Consider the following 16897-nt stretch of genomic DNA (forward strand, 5'->3'; position numbering starts at 1 on the left):
CAAGGTGGTGGCTCAACAGTAATTGAACGTACAAATAATCATATTGTACATCAAAAAACTGAGAAGCTAACAAATAATACATCTAATGTATTAATTAAAGAAGCAGTGGAGACCGTTCAAAGTTATCAAGGTTTAATGAGCCTTTATCAAATGTATTATGGGATTGATTTAAGAACGAATGACGTGGGGCCTAAGCTTGAAGAGGGAAGTTTAGATGCGATTGCGACTGATCATTCATTATACTATATGTTAAATAAACAAAGTGTAATTGATTTAATTTCAAATCTTGTTTCAGCTAGTATTACTAGTGAAGTAAAGCAAGATATGACAGGTTTAAAACAAAAAATAGACTCTTACCAACAGATCATTACTAGTGCAGATCAAAATTCAATGTTGCTAGCAGAGAAACTAAATGAAACGATGCAGCAAGCAACTAGTATGAATCAAAATTTAGGAGAGTATTTAAAAGGTTTAGCGAAATGGCGTGAGAGTAGCTTAAAGTTAGTTGAAGAGCAACAAGTATTAACGACTAATAATGCTGGTGAACAAACAGCTGTACTATCGTTAGACTCTGGTATTAAATCTTTAACGATGCAAACTCAGTCATTAGTAGAGAGTTCGAAGCATAGTTTAGCGACATCAGATGATGTGTATAAAACATTTGACCAAATTAACGGACAAGCAAAAGAAATTCAAGAAAGCGGAACGACAATTGTTTCGAAAGCAGATTCTTTATTAAATGATTTTACGAAGAAAATGGAAGATGATAAAGCATTCTCGAAAAACTTTACAAAGATTTTGGCGAATAGTCGTATTGGAGATCGTCAAAATGAGATGCTATATGAGTTTTTATCTAGTCCAGTTCAGAAACAAAATGATGGGGTAATTGTAGCTGGTAATGCCTTTACACCATACTTAATCGTATTAACTTGTTTCATTGTTGCGTTATTTACAGCATACGCAATTGCGAATCAAGAAAAGAAACGAACGCAATCAGATCATTTTGAAGAGAAATTCTCTTTAATTGATATGAATGTACCAACTACAGTAGTAGCATTCGGAATATCGATTGTGGAAGGGATCAGTATAGGGATCATTTCGGGGCGCCTTTTAAAGTTCGGGCAGGATCAAAGTTTACTGTGGATTGCGTTTATCACAATTATTATGATGGCGTTTGTATTAGTTTCAACATACTTACTACGACAAATAAAAATGGTAGGGATGTTTATCTTATTAGTATTTTTAAGTATGTATCTATTTTTAACTGAAGCAGTTGGAAGTAAAGTAGATCAGCTTTCTACTGTCGGAAAGATACGTCAATTTTCACCGCTTCAGTATATCGAAAGTTTTCTAAATGATTTTATTAGCGGTAAAGATACTGGAAAGGTTATTTTTATCGTATTGTTTGTAATTGCCATTATAGGGTTAGTTAGTAATCTATTTGTATGGCATAAGAAATGGGAGGAAAAAGAAGTAAATGATCAAACAATGGAGCATAGTGGTTAAGTTATCATTTATTTGTTTCCTTTTACTGTTTGTCGCGCTACCGATAAGGAGCGCGGCTGACAGTTATCTTGGTGATGATGGAAAGATTCAGTTTAAAGTAGACCGTTTTGAAGATAAAGACCAAGAAAAAAATAAAAAGGAACATAAGGAAACAGAATTAGATAAAGCATCGATTGAGTTGTTTAACGAAGAAGTAGAAGAAGAAATTCAGAAAAAGAAAAAGAAAGAACAAAAAGAGATGGAATCTTTACGAGATTCTCTTTTTATAAAACAAAAAGAAACAAATAGTATGAAAGATACGAAAAATAGTTTGTTTAGCAGTGAATATGTTGTCAGAAAAAGCGCTGATGAAGTGGCAAGTAATCAAACAATGAATGAAAAGCCAATCAGTACAACAATAATAATATTGTTAGGCGGCAGCGTTTTACTTATTTGCATCGGTATCTATACGGTTCTTCGAAAAAGTTGGAGGTAAAGTAATGGCGATACAAACGCATATTAACGTAACAGTAGATTTTAGTAAGTGGAATGGAAATACATATGATTTGCGTATTCCGAATCATCAATCTATTAAATATTTATTGAAAAATTTAATAGATACGTTAAAGATTGATAATCATAACGGTTCACATTTTGTAATGAAAATAAAAAATAAATCAATTGTTTTAACAGATAATGATCGTTTAATCGATCACCAAATAACAGATGGAGATATATTACAAGTTCTATAAAAAATATTTCTTACCTTTAGTTATTTGAAAATAAGTTATTACGGGTTATAAAGAAAAGGAGAAGAGGATAAACATGACGGAAAAAACAATTCAAATTGATGCAATGAACTATCAATTTCAAATAGAAAAAGAAATTTGGAAATTGGAGATGACAAAATCTCAAACACGTATAAAAGATTTCCGTCAATTCGATATAATTACGGGCGCGTCATCTGAGTTTGTACCATTAACGATAGAAGAAACGGATGACATGTTTACGTTTCAATTTCAAGTAGATAAAAAATTACATAAGTGGGACAATCTTGGACGTTTTGGAAGAAATGAGAAATTAAGACTGCTTCGCAATGTTGCGCAGTTTCATAAATATTTAAATAAGCGAATCACATTCTTTTTACATCCAGACAATATAGTTTTTAATGCGAATTTAATGCCAAGTATTATACATAGAGGAATTCGAGACATTGTTCCACCAACCCCGTTGTTAGAAGAGCAATTTTTAACGCAATATAAGTGTCTAATTATTGCTTTATTCTCCGAAAAGCACAATTTTGATGATTTATATGCTGGGTTACTAAAAGATGCAAAAGAAACAACATTTGAACAAACAGTTGCTCAAATGGAAAACTTAGATGCATTACTGCAGTTTCTTGATGACAGCTTTGAGAAGGAACAAACAAAAACAGAAAAAAATATGCAGTTAGTACCTAAAAAAAGCTATAAATCGTTTAAATACTTAGCTTTTTCCTTCATAGCGGCGACAGTTATTTTAGCTGCTCCTTTAATATATTTCACTTTTATAAAATTTCCTTATCAAAATAAATTATTAGAAGCAAATGCGAGTTTCATAGCAACTGATTATGACAAAGTAATTACACAATTAAATGAAGAAGAATTTGAATCATTACCGATTGCCTCTAAATATGAGTTAGCATTTGCATACATTACAGCTGAAAAACTAGGTGAAGATCAAAAGAAAACAATTATGAAAAATATTAGTTTGAAAAGTGATGAAAAGTATTTGCTGTATTGGATGTATAACGGAAAAGGTAATTTTGATAAATCATTAGATTTAGCTAAGACACTTGATGATCCGCAGCTTATTATGTACGGCCTTGTTAAACAAATTGAATCGCTGAAAAATAATCCGGATTTATCAGGAGAAGAGCGAGATCAAAAGTTAAAAACATATGAGCAACAACTAGATGAGTATGATAAGAAATATGGAAAATCATCAAACGATAAAGACTCGTCAAGCACAGAGAAAAAAGAGTAAGTAAGCACTTGATGAGACAGTTGAAAAGGAGCAGTGAACACGCATGGAGCAACTATTAGTATTGACTTATGGAGACAAAATATATAAGTGCACATTACATCCAAATGAGCAATCAATAGTGTCGATTGGAAAAGAATGGACAAATGATATTACGAATCCTAGTTTAGAACAAGAAATAGAATTAAAGTGGAATAATGAAGTAAACGCTTGGATGGTACAAAATCAATTGATCGAATTCAATAAGGAATTTGAGATTGGAAAAACTAAAGATGTGAGCTTAAAAATCTTTATATCTATTATTGGCACAACGAAAGTGTTTGATATCGGAACGAAACATTCTCTTACAATGAGTCAAAACAGCTATGATGATATTTCCATTAACGGGAGTAGTGTAGATTTAATGCTATCTCGTGCAACATTATACGATTCTTTTAAAGTGAACGTATATGACGGAGAGGTATTTCATAATTATACGAAGCTAAAAGATAGCGCGCTGTTAGAAACAGGAGACATATTATATTTTGATGGTGTTTTAGTGGAGATAGGCAGTGAAGATATTCAAGTACTCTCTTCAGAAGATAATGTGAAATCAGCGTTACCTATTTTAGTAGAATCAGCAACGAATTATCAAAGTGGTTATCCAGATTATCATCGTTCACCACGTATTATTTACCGTGAACCAGAAGAGAAAATGACAATTGCAAAACCTTCAAGTATGCCGTCAAAACCGACTGAGCATTTGGCGAGAATCATTGCACCTTCTCTTGTCATGATTGTCGTAACCGTATTACTTGCTATTTTTATGAAATACGGAATGTTTATTATTGCTTCGATTGCGATGACATTAGTAACGATCATTGTTTCTGTCACATCATATATAAAAAATTTAAAGCAATATAAAATCGACATTGTGGAACGTGATAAAAGCTATAGAGAGTATATAAAACAAAAAACGAAAGATTTACATGCAGAAAGTGAAAAGCAGCGTCATGCATTGCAATATCATAATCCGAATGTTGAAGTAATACGTAATATGGCTTTGCAAGTAAATCCACGTATATATGAAAAAACAATGCTGCATCATGATTTCTTAACATTTAGCGTTGGGACAGGACAAGCTAATACGAGTTTTGAAATCCAATTTAATGAAGAAGAATTTAGTCAAACGAAAGATGAGTTAATTGATATAGCACGTGAACTAAGACAGCGCTATCTTACTTTGGAAGAAGTACCTGTTGTAACCGATTTGATAAATGGGCCGGTTGGCTATATTGGACAACGCTCTTTAGTGTTAGAACAATTACAATTATTAGTTGTACAAACCGCGTTATTCCATAGTTATTATGACTTGCAGTTTATTACTATTTTTCCGGAAGAAGAAAAGGAAAAGTGGGACTGGATGCGCTGGTTACCTCATGGAAGTGTTCGCGATATAAATGTACGTGGATTTGTATACCATGATCGTAGCCGTGATCAAGTGTTAAATAGTTTGTATCAAATATTGAAAGAACGAAAACTAAAACTAGATGAAAAAAGTTCAACTAATGAAAAAATGTACTTTGCACCGCACTATGTCGTTCTCATTACAGATGAAAAACTAATACTAGACCATGTTGTGATGGAATTCTTTAATGATGATCCGAGTCAATTAGGTGTATCACTTGTATTTGTACAAGATGTTATGCAAAGTTTACCGGAACACGTGAAAACGGTAATAGATATAAGAGATGCAAAACACGGGAACATCATCTTGGAACAAGGCGAGCTTGTTAACCGTCAATTTAAACTAAATCGCGTACCGAAAGATTTCAATTTAGAAGATGTTTCACGAGCATTAGCGCCGTTAAATCATTTGCAAAACTTAAAAAATAGTATTCCAGAAAGCGTAACATTTTTAGAAATGTACGGTGTTGAAAAAGTAAAAGAACTGAATATCACAAGTCGCTGGCAGAAAAATGCGGCGCATAAATCTTTAGCTGTACCACTTGGACTACGTGGGAAAGAAGATATTGTAAACTTAAACTTACATGAAAAAGCTCACGGACCACACGGATTAATAGCAGGTACAACAGGTTCAGGTAAATCGGAAATTATACAATCGTATATTTTATCTCTAGCGGTCAATTTCCATCCTTACGAAGTGGCCTTTCTACTAATTGACTATAAAGGCGGCGGTATGGCGAATTTATTCAAAAACTTACCGCATTTATTAGGAACGATTACGAACTTAGATGGAGCACAAAGTATGAGAGCGCTCGCATCAATTAAAGCTGAATTACAAAAAAGACAACGATTATTTGGTGAAAATGATGTAAACCATATTAATCAGTATCAAAAACTGTATAAAGAAGGCTTAGTGAGTGAACCGATGCCACATTTATTTTTAATTAGTGATGAATTCGCGGAACTGAAGTCAGAACAACCAGAATTTATGAAAGAGCTAGTTTCAACAGCGCGTATCGGTCGTTCACTCGGAATCCATTTAATATTAGCTACGCAAAAACCGAGCGGTGTTGTAGACGATCAAATTTGGAGTAACTCGAAATTTAAACTAGCACTAAAAGTTCAAAATACGTCAGATAGTAATGAAATTTTAAAAACACCAGATGCAGCTGAAATTACATTACCAGGACGTGCTTACTTACAAGTTGGGAATAATGAAATTTATGAACTATTCCAATCGGCTTGGAGCGGGGCGGACTATGTAGAAAATAAAGAGGATAAAGAACATTTAGACGCAACAATCTATGCAATAAATGATCTAGGACAATATGAAATATTAAGTGAAGACTTAAGTGGACTTGGTGGCAGCAAAGAAGTAATAAGCGTACCATCTGAACTTGATGCTGTTATTGATTACATTCACGATTACGCAGAAGTAAATGAAATTGAACCGTTAGCAAGACCGTGGTTACCACCACTTCCAGAGAGCGTATATTTACAAGACTTACACGCTATTCAGTTCAAAGAAGCATGGACGAAAGAAAAGAAACCATTACAAGCAACAGTTGGTCTACTAGATCAGCCTGAATTACAATCACAAACACCATTAACATTAGATATTAGTAAAGACGGACACGTAGCAGTATTCTCAAGTCCAGGTTACGGAAAATCAACATTCTTACAATCAGTCATTATGGATGTAGCTCGTCAGCATAGTCCGGAGCATTTACATGTGTATTTATTAGACTTCGGAACAAACGGTTTAATGCCATTAAAATCTTTACCGCATGTGGCAGACATCATTACACTAGACCAAGTTGAAAAATGCGAGAAATTTCTTCGCCGCATAGAAGATCTATTAAAAGATAGAAAGCAATTGCTAAGTAAATATGGCGTTGCGAGTCTTGAAATGTATGAGAGAGCTAGTAAAGAAGTATTACCAACAGTATTAATTACGTTAGATAACTATGATTCTGTTAGAGAAGCTGGATTTGTCGAAGACTTTGAACGCATTGTTGCACAAATCGTACGTGAAGGGGCAGCGGTAGGAATTCATTTAATGCTTACGGCTACACGTCAAAATGCGTTGAGAGTACAAGTAAATACAAATATTAAACTACAAATTGCTCTATATATGATAGATGAGGCAGAATCTAGAGCGATTGTAGGAAGAACGGACTTGAAAATTGAAGAATTAGCAGGACGTGGTTTAGTTAAAATTGACGAACCAACAATTTTCCAAACAGCTTTACCGACAAGTGGAGAAGACGTACTTACTCGAATTGAAAATATACAAGCTGAAGGAAAAGAGATGGATTCCTTCTGGGATGGAGAAAGACCGAAAGCAATTCCTATGGTGCCTGAAGTTCTGGAATACAAAGAATTTATTGCATGGCCAGAAACAAGAAAAATTATTGAAGCAGGCAAACTAACATTTGGTGTAGAAACAGAAAGCGTTACACCTCTCGAATTAGATTTAACGGAAGCGTCTAATATTGTTGTAGGGGGAATCAAGAAAGATGAAGTTGAAAATGTAGTTCATCAATTCCTTCAACAGTTAGCTGAAAGTGGACACTTTGACTTAGGCTTAATCGATACAAGAACACGTAATTTCTCGAACTATAGAGAGAGCGCTGCTTTATATGTAGCTGAAAAAACAGGGATTGAGAAAACGATCAAACAAGTTACAAATGCTTATAAATCAAGAGAAGCGGCGTTTAAAGAGGAGCAGGAAGCATCAAGTGAAACAGTGAACCCAGCCGAATTTATTAAGAAATTTAAGCCGATTGTAATCGTAATTGCAGATGTAAATGATATTTTAAGTAATTTAGAAGATAGCGATATATATAGTTTAGCGGAATTAATAACAAATGGTGCATTTATGGGTATCCACTTCGTAATTGGCTGTGATGTTGATTCAATTGACAGTCGATACGATTTAGTTTCAAAAACAATAAAAACGCAATCTCATGTTATTTTACTTAGAAAATCATCAGGCCAAATGGTCTTTGATGTATCTAATAAAGATTTAAGTAGTACAAAGTTAAACCCATTTGAAGGGTATTTTGTTGAAAATCGTTTTGCTACTAGAATTAAAGTGCCAACTATTTAAGGGGTGATTTGCATGGGGATAGAGGAATTAAATAGTCAAAAATCTGGTTTGTTAAGTAGTATAAGTCATCAACAAGGGCAATTGGCTGAATTACAAATGAAATTACGAAGGGTAATAACTGCTAAAGGGCAATTTGTAAATAATCTTGAAGCAATTAAACAAAATCAAGAGCAGTTTAAGTCTTTAGAAATAAACGAGAGTAGTTGGAAAGGGCAAAGAGCAACTACTTTTAAAGAAACATATGAACAACAAGTCGTTTCGAATTTAGGGAAGTTTATCGGAGAACTAGGGAGAGTTCAAGAAGACATCGATCAAGCCATACGGCGGCTTGAAAGAGAAATCGCTACATGTGAGTCTAGTATTCTTTCTTTAAGTAGAAGTGTTTCAATGGTTGACGCTAGTATTCAAGTAGAAGTACAGAAGGCGGGGAAATGATAAATGGGGGAAATTAAATTAAATAAAGGGGTATTTGATGCGAAAGTAAGTGAATTGAAAAGTGGTGCTAGTGATTTAGGTAAGACTAAATTTAATGGTATGCAGTTACATCGTACGAATTTAAGTAAACTGAAAAAATATTGTGAAGCGATTGAAAAGTTATCAAAAAAAGTGCAGCAATATGAACAAATACTACAAAAAGATATTAGTAGAATTCAGCAAACAGGACAAGAAATGGTTCAGCAAGATGAAAAGCTTGGAAAAGATTTGAAAGACAGTTCAGCGCACCGTGCTATGTAAAGGGAGAGGGGGGAGAAAATATGAGCAAAATCATAGAGTTACAAGAAGTAAAAGAGCTTCAAGATCGCTTTAATTCAAATGCTGAAGAGTTAAATCAACATTTGGAAACATTGCAGCAAAAAATAGAGGACTTTACACAAATTAACTCTTTCCAAGGGAAAGCTGCTGCGGATATTAAGGAGTATTTATCGACAGTTCATGGAACTATTATCACTGGATTTACAGCTACAGCCGAAGTATTAAAAAGTCAATTTCAAAAAGCAGTAGAGGAGTTTAACAGTGAGGTTGACAGCGATGCAGATGCAAAAATCCATGGAAGTTATTTGGATGGTGTAAAGAAAAAAGTTAATGGATATAGTGAGGGATTTAGCCACTCTAATGAAGCGGCGAAAAAAACAGTAGGTACGATTAGTGACATCGTCGCAATTCAATATCCATCATCATCAAGCATCACTGAAGGCGCTGTAAAAAGCCAAAAAGAAATCAGTGATACATTAGAAAAATTAGAGACTTATAACAGTAAGCAAAGTGACCTGCAAGAGTTTGATGAATTAATGCGTAAAATAGATGAGGGAATGAAACAAATAAAAGTGAATAATGGGAATTTGTCTAGCGCTTCAATAGGGAAGCTATTAGCTGACACATCAATTGGAAATATCATTAAGGGATTGGCAGATGCCATGACTAAGTTTGATATTGGGAACAAGGGAGCTAAGGCTACTTTAAATGCGTACATACGCATGCATTATGTTACAAAGAAATTGGGTTTTGGAGCCCTTTTTGATCCTAAAGGCCGAAAAGGTAAAGGGGCATATACATTATCGACTTCTAAGAAAGAAGATATGGTTTTAGCAGAAAGAATACTTAAAATGGATAATAAAGATGACGTTTTATTCAAATATTTAAAGGATAAATTAGAATTTAAATTCGAGGGTTTGAAAACAACAAAGGAACAAATAAAAAAGGCACGCAGAAATATTTATAAATTACCAGAGTTTCAAAATTACGCAGATTTTCGGATGGATCGAGTAAACAAAGGATTGCCTACCGCGATTGGGAAAAAAGGACTGAGTTCATTTAAAGCTGCTTGGGCAGACGGCTTAAAGGATATTAATCCTATGAAATGGAAAGAATCGTTTAAAGGCCTAGGTAAAGCAGGAGGGATATTGAAAGGAGCAGGTATTTTTGGAGCGGTTGTGTCAGTTGGAGGTAATATTGTAGACGCTAAGCAAGGTGTAGATGATAGAAAAGGTAGTTGGCAGTTAAAAGATGTAGTGGATATAGCAACAGATTCAGCTGTAGATATTGGAGCGAATGCTGGAGCGATGGCAGCTGGTGCTGTAGCAGGATCGTTTTTCCTTCCGCCGCTTGGTACTGTGGTAGGAGCTGGCGTTGCGGTAGTTGCTACGGCGGGATTGAATGTCAAATGGAATGGGAAAGACAATGCAATTGACTATGCTAAAAAAGGAGTGAAAAATGTAACTAATAAGATAGGGGAGAAACTTAAATCAATATTTTGGTGATTAGACTACACGAGAGGTGCATATAGATGATGTGGAATATAAAAGAAGAAGATTTAGATAAATTTAGGATGACATGTAATGATCGTTTAAGTCCTGAAGGGGCTACAGGATTTATGTTTGGAGGAATACTATTTAGTTCAATAATCATTTTTTCTATTGTTTTATCAGCTGGGTGGGATTACTGTATGCTTCTCTTTAATATAGGAATTGTTAAGTTAGAAGTGTTATTATATAGCTTACAAATAATTCTTTTAATTATTTATTCATTCCCAAAAGCTCAATTTAAATTTCAAAAGCTACAAACAATTGTTGTATTATTATATGCATTCCAAATGGCAACAATAGCGCCTATTGCTTTGACTGTTACTAAAATGGCTAATAATTCAATTGACTGGATTACAATAATGTATACGGGTGTATTGCTTTTGGGAGCAGTTGTTGTTCATATTGTGGCAACCCTTGATACGTTTAAACAAGCGAGTGAAGGTGCGTTTAGTATGGATGAAAGGTCTGCCTCTTTCTTTAGTAAAACAAAAGGGAATATGATGAAGGGGGCTACACTATACGCAGCAACTATTCTTATTTTGATATATTTTCACAACGATTATGAGTTTGATGCTTTATTTATGTATATAGTAGGGACCTTTTTAATGTATACGATAGCCATTGGTGCAGCTGAATTTCAGCTATTAATGTATTGTAGATTTAAATTCCCTTCATTTAACATATCGTGGGAGCAACATAAAAGAGAATCTCCAAGATATCAAAAGAAAAATAAAAAAGGTAAATCAAAACGTAAAGCGTAAAGGAAATGAGTATAGTAGATTTAAATTTTCGCCATTTACTATAATGTGGAAGGAATATGAAGGAGAGCGTAAGTGACATTTGAAGAAACATAAAAATATAGCCAAGAGAAAGTATAGTAAAAGGAGTAGGTATTATGAAAATTCAATATAAAGCATTATCACTCTTAAATTTAATTAGCATTACCCAAATTGTAAAAAAAGAAGATTGGTTATTACCTGCTATCGCACTGAGAAATCAAGTTGTTCATAATGGAATATATGCTGTAGGTCCTGTTCTTTTTAAATATCAGCCATTGGAAAATGAACCAGAGTACGGCGAATATACATATTCTGTTCCAGTAAATGAACGTGTTAAATTAGGAGAGAATTCTGCATATGAGTATGTTGATGGATTAATTATTGAAGAGGCATTAAGTGTTCGATTTACTGATGAAGATGGTGATATTGAAGAGGCTTATAATTTAATACATGAGTTTGCAGAACAGCATCATATTAAATTAGAAAACGGTTTTTATCATGTATGTTTAGATGTATACGGTGACATGTGGCTAGATATTTATGCTCCTATTATAGAAGTAGGTGAAACAATAAAATGATAATAGAAGGACAAAGTATTGCGTATACAAATGTTGTTTCGAAAGAATACTATTTTCATTACGAAGATATGGAAGAAGCAATTGAACATTTTATGTCAGAAATTGCAACAGCGAATTTAACAGTAAAAGGTCCGATGTTTTATGCTTTGAAAAATATACCATCTGATGAAAATATGTATGTTGAATTATTCATGCCAGTAAATGAGGATAAAATTCCAGCATCAGAAACACTTCAATTTAGGAGCTATTATTATGTTGATGAGATGCTCATGAAACGATATACGGGAGATTATGAAAAATTAACAGAGCAGGTATATGGTGAAATGCTTCTGTATATGGAGGATAATAATCTGAATTTAGCCTCGCCAATTTATCATGTGTTTAGCGGTGATGAGTCTTTACAGTATGTTGAAGTGAAGATTGCTGTATTTAATGAAGAATAATATTTTAAGCTTGTGACTTTTAACATATGGAAACATCATGAAATATCATAAAAGAGATAGTTTTGAATAGGGTTTGGGGAAATGACATAAATAAAACCTTCTCTTCTCGTTAGAATGAGGAGGTTTTTCGTTCTCAAATCTATATGTAATTAACTTAATATTTCGACATGTGATTTTCAACGGGCTCATTCTGTATTGGTAGTAGTTACGTGCTATAGTTCGCTTTGTTGCTATTTTGAAGGGGAAAGTTTATTCAAAAGTCAATTTGTAAAGAGAGGAAGGTGTTACTTTGAATAAGGAGCGGGATGTTTTGAAAACAGAGAAAAGTTTTTTTGAAAGGACAATAGTATCTATATATAAAGCGTTAGAATTTATAATGAAATATACAATGATTCTAATAATAATAATGTCCATATTTGTAATAATCGCTGCTGTTTATTTTAAAATATATGAGGGGATAGGAGCGGGTATATTTCTCTTAATCTCGTCATTATTTGCATATGTGGTGTTTTTTAAGAAAAGTAAAAATGCCTAGAGGAACCAACGAGGTATCAGTATGAAGTTAAAGAAAAAAGCTAAGATGATGATAGTTCTGTCAATAGTATCAAGTTTATTAAGTGGATGTGGTTAAGTACGGATACGGGACCAATATGAAAAATTGCCGCAGTCTTATAAATGAATATGATCCTTTGTATGGCGCCATTAAAGCCGCAGATTTTGTAATACCTGGACAGGTTTATAAAATGGAAAATGGGGATATTTCGGTATTTTTATAGTTAGGAAAAAGTTATTCTAAAAGGAGTATGTTGGGTGAATCATAGACGTAAGAAAAAGAAACCGAAACAAATAAGAAAAGAATCTGTTAAGAAAAACCCGATAGTAGAAGAAAAACCACTAAAGAAGAGTAGCAACAAGTTAGTTGATATTCTCCTAGGTATTCTTCTTTTCCCAATTTTTATATGGGCTGTCTTGGAAGGTTCTACAACACAAGTAAGCAAAGGGAAGACTTTCCTTATTATCGTTTTCTTTATCTTAATTGCAATAGGGTTATCTATGATAGGAAACAAATAAGGGGGAGTTCAGATGTTTAAGAAGAAGGAGAAAAAAAGCATTTACGTTAGACTGGTAAACACACAGGGGGAAATCATTCGAGAGTTTAATTGTACAGAAAAAGACTTGCAAAAAGTAAAAGGAAATGGTGCTGAAATTCGTGTGGTTGGAGATAACTCATATGAGATGGTAGCAACCGATGAACAACTAGAAAAACTAGCAAGAGTCGAAGCAGAAATCGAAGCAGAAATCAAGGAATGGGAAGACGCTTTAAATGAGAGTTTGGATGAACGAGAGGAAAGAGAAGCAAGGCAGAAAGAATTGAAAGAAAAGAATAAATGGAGTACAAAGAAGAAAGTAATCGTATTTGGACTGATATTCTTTGTATTTATTGGATTACCTATTATTGAGGGGTATCAGAATAGTAAACTAGTTGAAGAAGGAACATCATTAAATGCAGAAATTGTAGGTAGGCATGTAGAGAAGGAATTCATGTTTACACACCCCACATTAGTAGTTGAGGTAGACGGTAAAAAGCATAATGTATGGGTAAGTGAAGAGACATATAACGGAGCAGAGTGGTTAGGTAGACTAAAAGTCATCAAAACAAAAGATGGTAAAGTTGAGAAGGACCCTAGATATGAGGGTGAAGACTTAATCACGAGTTATTAAGCAGTATGTTTTTAATATTCGCTTCTCGAATTAAACAACATTATTATTTGCAAAAATCGAATCCATTAAAATAAAAAACAAATTTTAAATAACTTTAATAACCTCCTAACATATTATTGATGGGAGGTTATCACCTTTCTGAAGATAAAATTAAAGAGATTTATTATCTCGATACAATTGTGATGACAGTAACGTTTTTACTAAGTGAGTGCAGTTTCGGGGAAATGAAAATAGAGTATGAGGAATTAGAAAAGGTATTGTATGAAGGGGAGATGAATACGATTATGCCTGCAAGTGATGAGGGATATGCTTAAGTGAAAGAGAGAAGAATATTTAGAGCTTTTGAGGAGAAAGAAGGCTATTTGAACTATCAAAAGCATTCTGATTATGTACGGTAATTAATGTAGTGATGATATACATAAAAGATTATCTAAATTTAGTTACACAAAGATGAATGTACTTAAAAAGTTAGGAATGTAATGGGATTTTAGTGAATGAAAATTATTTAAACTGTATAGAAGGTGAAAAACTGAATGTGGAAAATAAAAGAAGAAGATTTAGATGAATTTAGGATGACATGTAAAGATCGGCTAAGTCCTAAAGGTGCTATGGTTTTCTTTATTGGAGGGATAGTTTATACTTCAGTATTTATGTTTTTTATTTTTATGGGGGGCTTGGAGTATTATAATACTTTCTTTGACAAAACAATTGTTAAAATTGAAATTGTGTTATATAGCTTACAAATAATGTTTTTAATTCTATATTCATTTCCAAAAGTGTGTTTTAAATTACAAAAACTACAAACTTTTGTAATATTATTATATGCATTTCAATTAGGTACTATAACATTCACAGCGTTGATTCTTCCTGGAATTTCTGAGGATTCAATTGACAGAATTACATTAATATATGTAGGTATGTTATTTCTAGGAGCAGTCATTGTTCACATTGTGACAACTATCGATACGTTTAAACAAGCGAGTGAAGGTGCGTTTAGTAAGGATGAAAGATCCACCTCATTTTTTAGTAAAACAAAAGGGAATGTGATGAAGTGGGCTACAATATATGCGCTACTCCTGTTTATTTTGATATGTTTTCATAATGGTTATGGAATTGATGTTTTAGTTCTTTATGCGGTAGGTATTGTTTTACTGTATACAGTAGCAATCGGAGCAGCAGAATTCCAACTATTGGTGTACTGTAGATTCAAATTCAAGTCATTTAATATGACGTGGGAAGAGAATGAGAGAATGCGTGGGAGATTTCGAAAGCGAAATAAAAAATCCAAAAAGAAAAGTAAATAAGAGTGAAATAGAATTTAAATGTATGAGAATTATTTAAACTGTATTGAGGGTGAAGAGTCAGGATGTGGGATATAAAAGAAGAAGATTTAGGCAAGTTTCGAATGACATGTCAAGATCGTTTAAGTCCTGAAGGTGCGACGGGATTTATGCTCGGAACGATATTTTATACTTCATTATTTATGGTTATTATTTTTGTGGGAGGAATGGATTATTATACTACCTTGTTTGATAAGGTAATTGTTGGGATTGAATTAGTGTTATATGGTTTGCAAGTAATGTTTTTACTTCTATATTTATTCCCTAAAGCGCGTTATAAATTACAAAAATTACAAACGCTCGTTATATTATTATATGCATTTCAACTTGGAACTATTGGATGCACGTTATTTGTTCTTCCTGGGATGATTGAGCATTCAACCGATTTCATTACACGTGTTTATGTAGGTCTATTAGTATTAGGTGGAATTATTGTTCATATTGCGACAACAGTTGATACATTTAAACAAGCAAGCGAAGGTGCATTTAGTAGTGGGGGCAAATCAGCTTCATTTTTTAGTAAAACAAAGGGACATGTTATACGAGGTGCTGTAATTTATGTGTTAATTCTTCTTTTTTTGATTTATATAAATAATAATTATTCATTAAACACTATGTTTGGTTATGTTATATGTAATGTTGTTATGTATGCAGTAGCAATAGGAGCAGCTGAATTCCAGCTCTTAGTGTACTGTAGATTTAAATTTAAATCATTTAATATGACGTGGGAAGAGAATGACAGAATGCGTGGGAGATTTCGAAAACAAAATAAGAAATCCAAAACGAAAAATAAATAATATATTAATAGAATTTTAGTGTTCGAAAAATAATTGAAACGTATAGAAGGTGAAAAACTGAATGTGGAATATAAAAGAAGAAGATTTGGATGAGTTTCGAATGACATGTAGAGTACGATTAAGTCCTGAGGGAGCTACAGGATTTATGATGGGGGGCATACTCTTTAGTTCAATAATTATATTTTCTATCGTTTTATCAGGTGGTTGGGAGTATTGTAAGGTTCTCTTTGGAATGGGAATTGTAAAGTTTGAGCTGTTTTTATTCAGTGTGCAAATCATTTTTTTAATACTATATTCGTTTCCAAAAGCTCGTTATAAATTTCAAAAATTACAAACAATTGTTGTGTTATTATACGCATTTCAATTAGGAACGATTGGGCTCACAGCTTTAATTGTTTCTGAAATAGCTAATAATTCGATTGATGTTTTTACATTGACGCTTGCAAGTTTATTATTTCTAGGAGCAGTAATTTTTCATATTTTGACAACAATTGATACGTTTAAACAAGCGAGTAAAGGTGCTTTTAGTATGGATGAGAGATCTAAATCATTTTTTAGTAATACAAAGATGAATGTACTGAAGGGAGTAATGATATACGTACCACTCCTTCTGATTTTAATTTATTTTTGTAACGACTATGGGTTTGATGCTTTACTAATGTATGTGGTTGGGAGCATTTTAATGTACGCAGTAGCAATCGGAGCGGCAGAATTCTAACTATTGGCGTACTGTAGATTGAAATTCAAGTCATTTAATATGACGTGGGAAGAGAATGAGAGAATGCGTGGGAGAGTTCGAAAGCGAAATAAGAAATTCAAAACGAAAAATAAATAATATATTAATAGAATTTTAGTGCTCGAAAAATAATT

At 33.3% G+C, this 16897-nt stretch carries 15 protein-coding genes and 5 pseudogenes; all 20 read left to right on the forward strand.

Features of this window, described 5'->3' with window-relative positions; all coding sequences use genetic code 11:
• A pseudogene (locus tag BAQ48_RS21945) lies at positions 1 to 1506 on the forward strand (type VII secretion protein EsaA); the annotation flags it as partial.
• Positions 1478 to 1981: a type VII secretion protein EssA gene (essA, locus tag BAQ48_RS21950; RefSeq protein ID WP_071712828.1), complete on the forward strand. Its 504-nt coding sequence runs from the start codon at positions 1478 to 1480 to the stop codon at positions 1979 to 1981. The pseudogene BAQ48_RS21945 and the gene essA, both read left to right, overlap by 29 nt.
• Before the next feature lie 4 nt (positions 1982 to 1985).
• On the forward strand, positions 1986 to 2237 hold the full coding sequence (locus tag BAQ48_RS21955) for an EsaB/YukD family protein (RefSeq protein WP_071712829.1): 252 nt from the start codon (positions 1986 to 1988) through the stop codon (positions 2235 to 2237).
• Positions 2238 to 2310: 73 nt separating this feature from the next.
• The gene (gene essB / locus BAQ48_RS21960) at positions 2311 to 3510 is read left to right on the forward strand and encodes a type VII secretion protein EssB (protein WP_071712830.1); all 1200 of its coding nucleotides are present in this window, start codon (positions 2311 to 2313) and stop codon (positions 3508 to 3510) included.
• Between the two features lie 43 nt (positions 3511 to 3553).
• Positions 3554 to 8065 (forward strand): type VII secretion protein EssC, encoded by a 4512-nt coding sequence (gene essC, locus BAQ48_RS21965; protein WP_071712831.1) that lies wholly within the window; start codon positions 3554 to 3556, stop codon positions 8063 to 8065.
• A gap of 12 nt (positions 8066 to 8077) precedes the next feature.
• Positions 8078 to 8500, forward strand: coding sequence for a YwqH-like family protein (locus BAQ48_RS21970; RefSeq protein ID WP_071712832.1), 423 nt, complete (start codon positions 8078 to 8080; stop codon positions 8498 to 8500).
• A gap of 3 nt (positions 8501 to 8503) precedes the next feature.
• Entirely contained in the window at positions 8504 to 8800 is a 297-nt protein-coding gene (locus BAQ48_RS21975) for a TIGR04197 family type VII secretion effector (RefSeq protein WP_000503891.1), read from the forward strand.
• Positions 8801 to 8820: 20 nt separating this feature from the next.
• On the forward strand, positions 8821 to 10323 hold the full coding sequence (locus tag BAQ48_RS21980; protein ID WP_071712833.1) for a T7SS effector LXG polymorphic toxin: 1503 nt from the start codon (positions 8821 to 8823) through the stop codon (positions 10321 to 10323).
• 29 nt (positions 10324 to 10352) lie between these two features.
• A complete protein-coding gene (locus BAQ48_RS21985; RefSeq protein ID WP_071712899.1) occupies positions 10353 to 11129 on the forward strand; it encodes a hypothetical protein in 777 nt (258 codons plus the stop codon).
• Between the two features lie 134 nt (positions 11130 to 11263).
• Positions 11264 to 11725, forward strand: coding sequence for a DUF5085 family protein (locus tag BAQ48_RS21990; RefSeq protein WP_000701787.1), 462 nt, complete (start codon positions 11264 to 11266; stop codon positions 11723 to 11725).
• Entirely contained in the window at positions 11722 to 12168 is a 447-nt protein-coding gene (locus BAQ48_RS21995; RefSeq protein ID WP_000582716.1) for a DUF5085 family protein, read from the forward strand. Before BAQ48_RS21990 ends, BAQ48_RS21995 begins: the two co-directional genes overlap by 4 nt.
• Before the next feature lie 289 nt (positions 12169 to 12457).
• Complete coding sequence (locus BAQ48_RS28520; RefSeq protein WP_071712834.1) at positions 12458 to 12703, forward strand: hypothetical protein; 246 nt, start codon at positions 12458 to 12460, stop codon at positions 12701 to 12703.
• A gap of 21 nt (positions 12704 to 12724) precedes the next feature.
• Positions 12725 to 12796: pseudogene (locus BAQ48_RS28615) on the forward strand (DUF3952 domain-containing protein); the annotation flags it as partial.
• Positions 12789 to 12941 (forward strand): annotated as a pseudogene (locus tag BAQ48_RS22005) (lipase); the annotation flags it as partial. The pseudogenes BAQ48_RS28615 and BAQ48_RS22005, both read left to right, overlap by 8 nt.
• A 37-nt stretch (positions 12942 to 12978) precedes the next feature.
• Positions 12979 to 13239 carry a hypothetical protein gene (locus tag BAQ48_RS22010; RefSeq protein WP_071712835.1) on the forward strand — a complete coding sequence of 87 codons (261 nt, stop codon included), beginning with the start codon at positions 12979 to 12981 and terminating at the stop codon, positions 13237 to 13239.
• Positions 13240 to 13251: 12 nt separating this feature from the next.
• Entirely contained in the window at positions 13252 to 13890 is a 639-nt protein-coding gene (locus BAQ48_RS22015) for a hypothetical protein (protein WP_071712836.1), read from the forward strand.
• Between the two features lie 182 nt (positions 13891 to 14072).
• A pseudogene (locus tag BAQ48_RS22020) lies at positions 14073 to 14201 on the forward strand (DUF3952 domain-containing protein); the annotation flags it as partial.
• Positions 14202 to 14423: 222 nt separating this feature from the next.
• Positions 14424 to 15194: a hypothetical protein gene (locus BAQ48_RS22025; RefSeq protein ID WP_071712838.1), complete on the forward strand. Its 771-nt coding sequence runs from the start codon at positions 14424 to 14426 to the stop codon at positions 15192 to 15194.
• Between the two features lie 62 nt (positions 15195 to 15256).
• Complete coding sequence (locus tag BAQ48_RS22030) at positions 15257 to 16027, forward strand: hypothetical protein (protein WP_071712839.1); 771 nt, start codon at positions 15257 to 15259, stop codon at positions 16025 to 16027.
• A gap of 61 nt (positions 16028 to 16088) precedes the next feature.
• Positions 16089 to 16862, forward strand: a pseudogene (locus BAQ48_RS22035) (hypothetical protein).
• Positions 16863 to 16897: the final 35 nt, after the last annotated feature.

Origin of the sequence: Bacillus luti, assembly GCF_001884105.1 — a bacterium.
GTDB lineage: Bacteria > Bacillota > Bacilli > Bacillales > Bacillaceae_G > Bacillus_A > Bacillus_A luti.

Excerpts from the sequence above, each read along its gene's own strand:
- BAQ48_RS21985 (WP_071712899.1), top strand. The coding sequence starts at position 10,353 with ATGTGGAATATAAAAGAAGAAGATTTAGATAAATTTAGGATGACATGT.
- essA (WP_071712828.1), top strand. The coding sequence starts at position 1,478 with ATGATCAAACAATGGAGCATAGTGGTTAAGTTATCATTTATTTGTTTC.
- BAQ48_RS21980 (WP_071712833.1), top strand. The coding sequence starts at position 8,821 with ATGAGCAAAATCATAGAGTTACAAGAAGTAAAAGAGCTTCAAGATCGC.
- BAQ48_RS21995 (WP_000582716.1), top strand. The coding sequence starts at position 11,722 with ATGATAATAGAAGGACAAAGTATTGCGTATACAAATGTTGTTTCGAAA.
- BAQ48_RS21970 (WP_071712832.1), top strand. The coding sequence starts at position 8,078 with ATGGGGATAGAGGAATTAAATAGTCAAAAATCTGGTTTGTTAAGTAGT.
- essC (WP_071712831.1), top strand. The coding sequence starts at position 3,554 with ATGGAGCAACTATTAGTATTGACTTATGGAGACAAAATATATAAGTGC.
- BAQ48_RS21990 (WP_000701787.1), top strand. The coding sequence starts at position 11,264 with ATGAAAATTCAATATAAAGCATTATCACTCTTAAATTTAATTAGCATT.
- BAQ48_RS21955 (WP_071712829.1), top strand. The coding sequence starts at position 1,986 with ATGGCGATACAAACGCATATTAACGTAACAGTAGATTTTAGTAAGTGG.
- essB (WP_071712830.1), top strand. The coding sequence starts at position 2,311 with ATGACGGAAAAAACAATTCAAATTGATGCAATGAACTATCAATTTCAA.
- BAQ48_RS22030 (WP_071712839.1), top strand. The coding sequence starts at position 15,257 with ATGTGGGATATAAAAGAAGAAGATTTAGGCAAGTTTCGAATGACATGT.
- BAQ48_RS22015 (WP_071712836.1), top strand. The coding sequence starts at position 13,252 with ATGTTTAAGAAGAAGGAGAAAAAAAGCATTTACGTTAGACTGGTAAAC.
- BAQ48_RS21975 (WP_000503891.1), top strand. The coding sequence starts at position 8,504 with ATGGGGGAAATTAAATTAAATAAAGGGGTATTTGATGCGAAAGTAAGT.
- BAQ48_RS22025 (WP_071712838.1), top strand. The coding sequence starts at position 14,424 with ATGTGGAAAATAAAAGAAGAAGATTTAGATGAATTTAGGATGACATGT.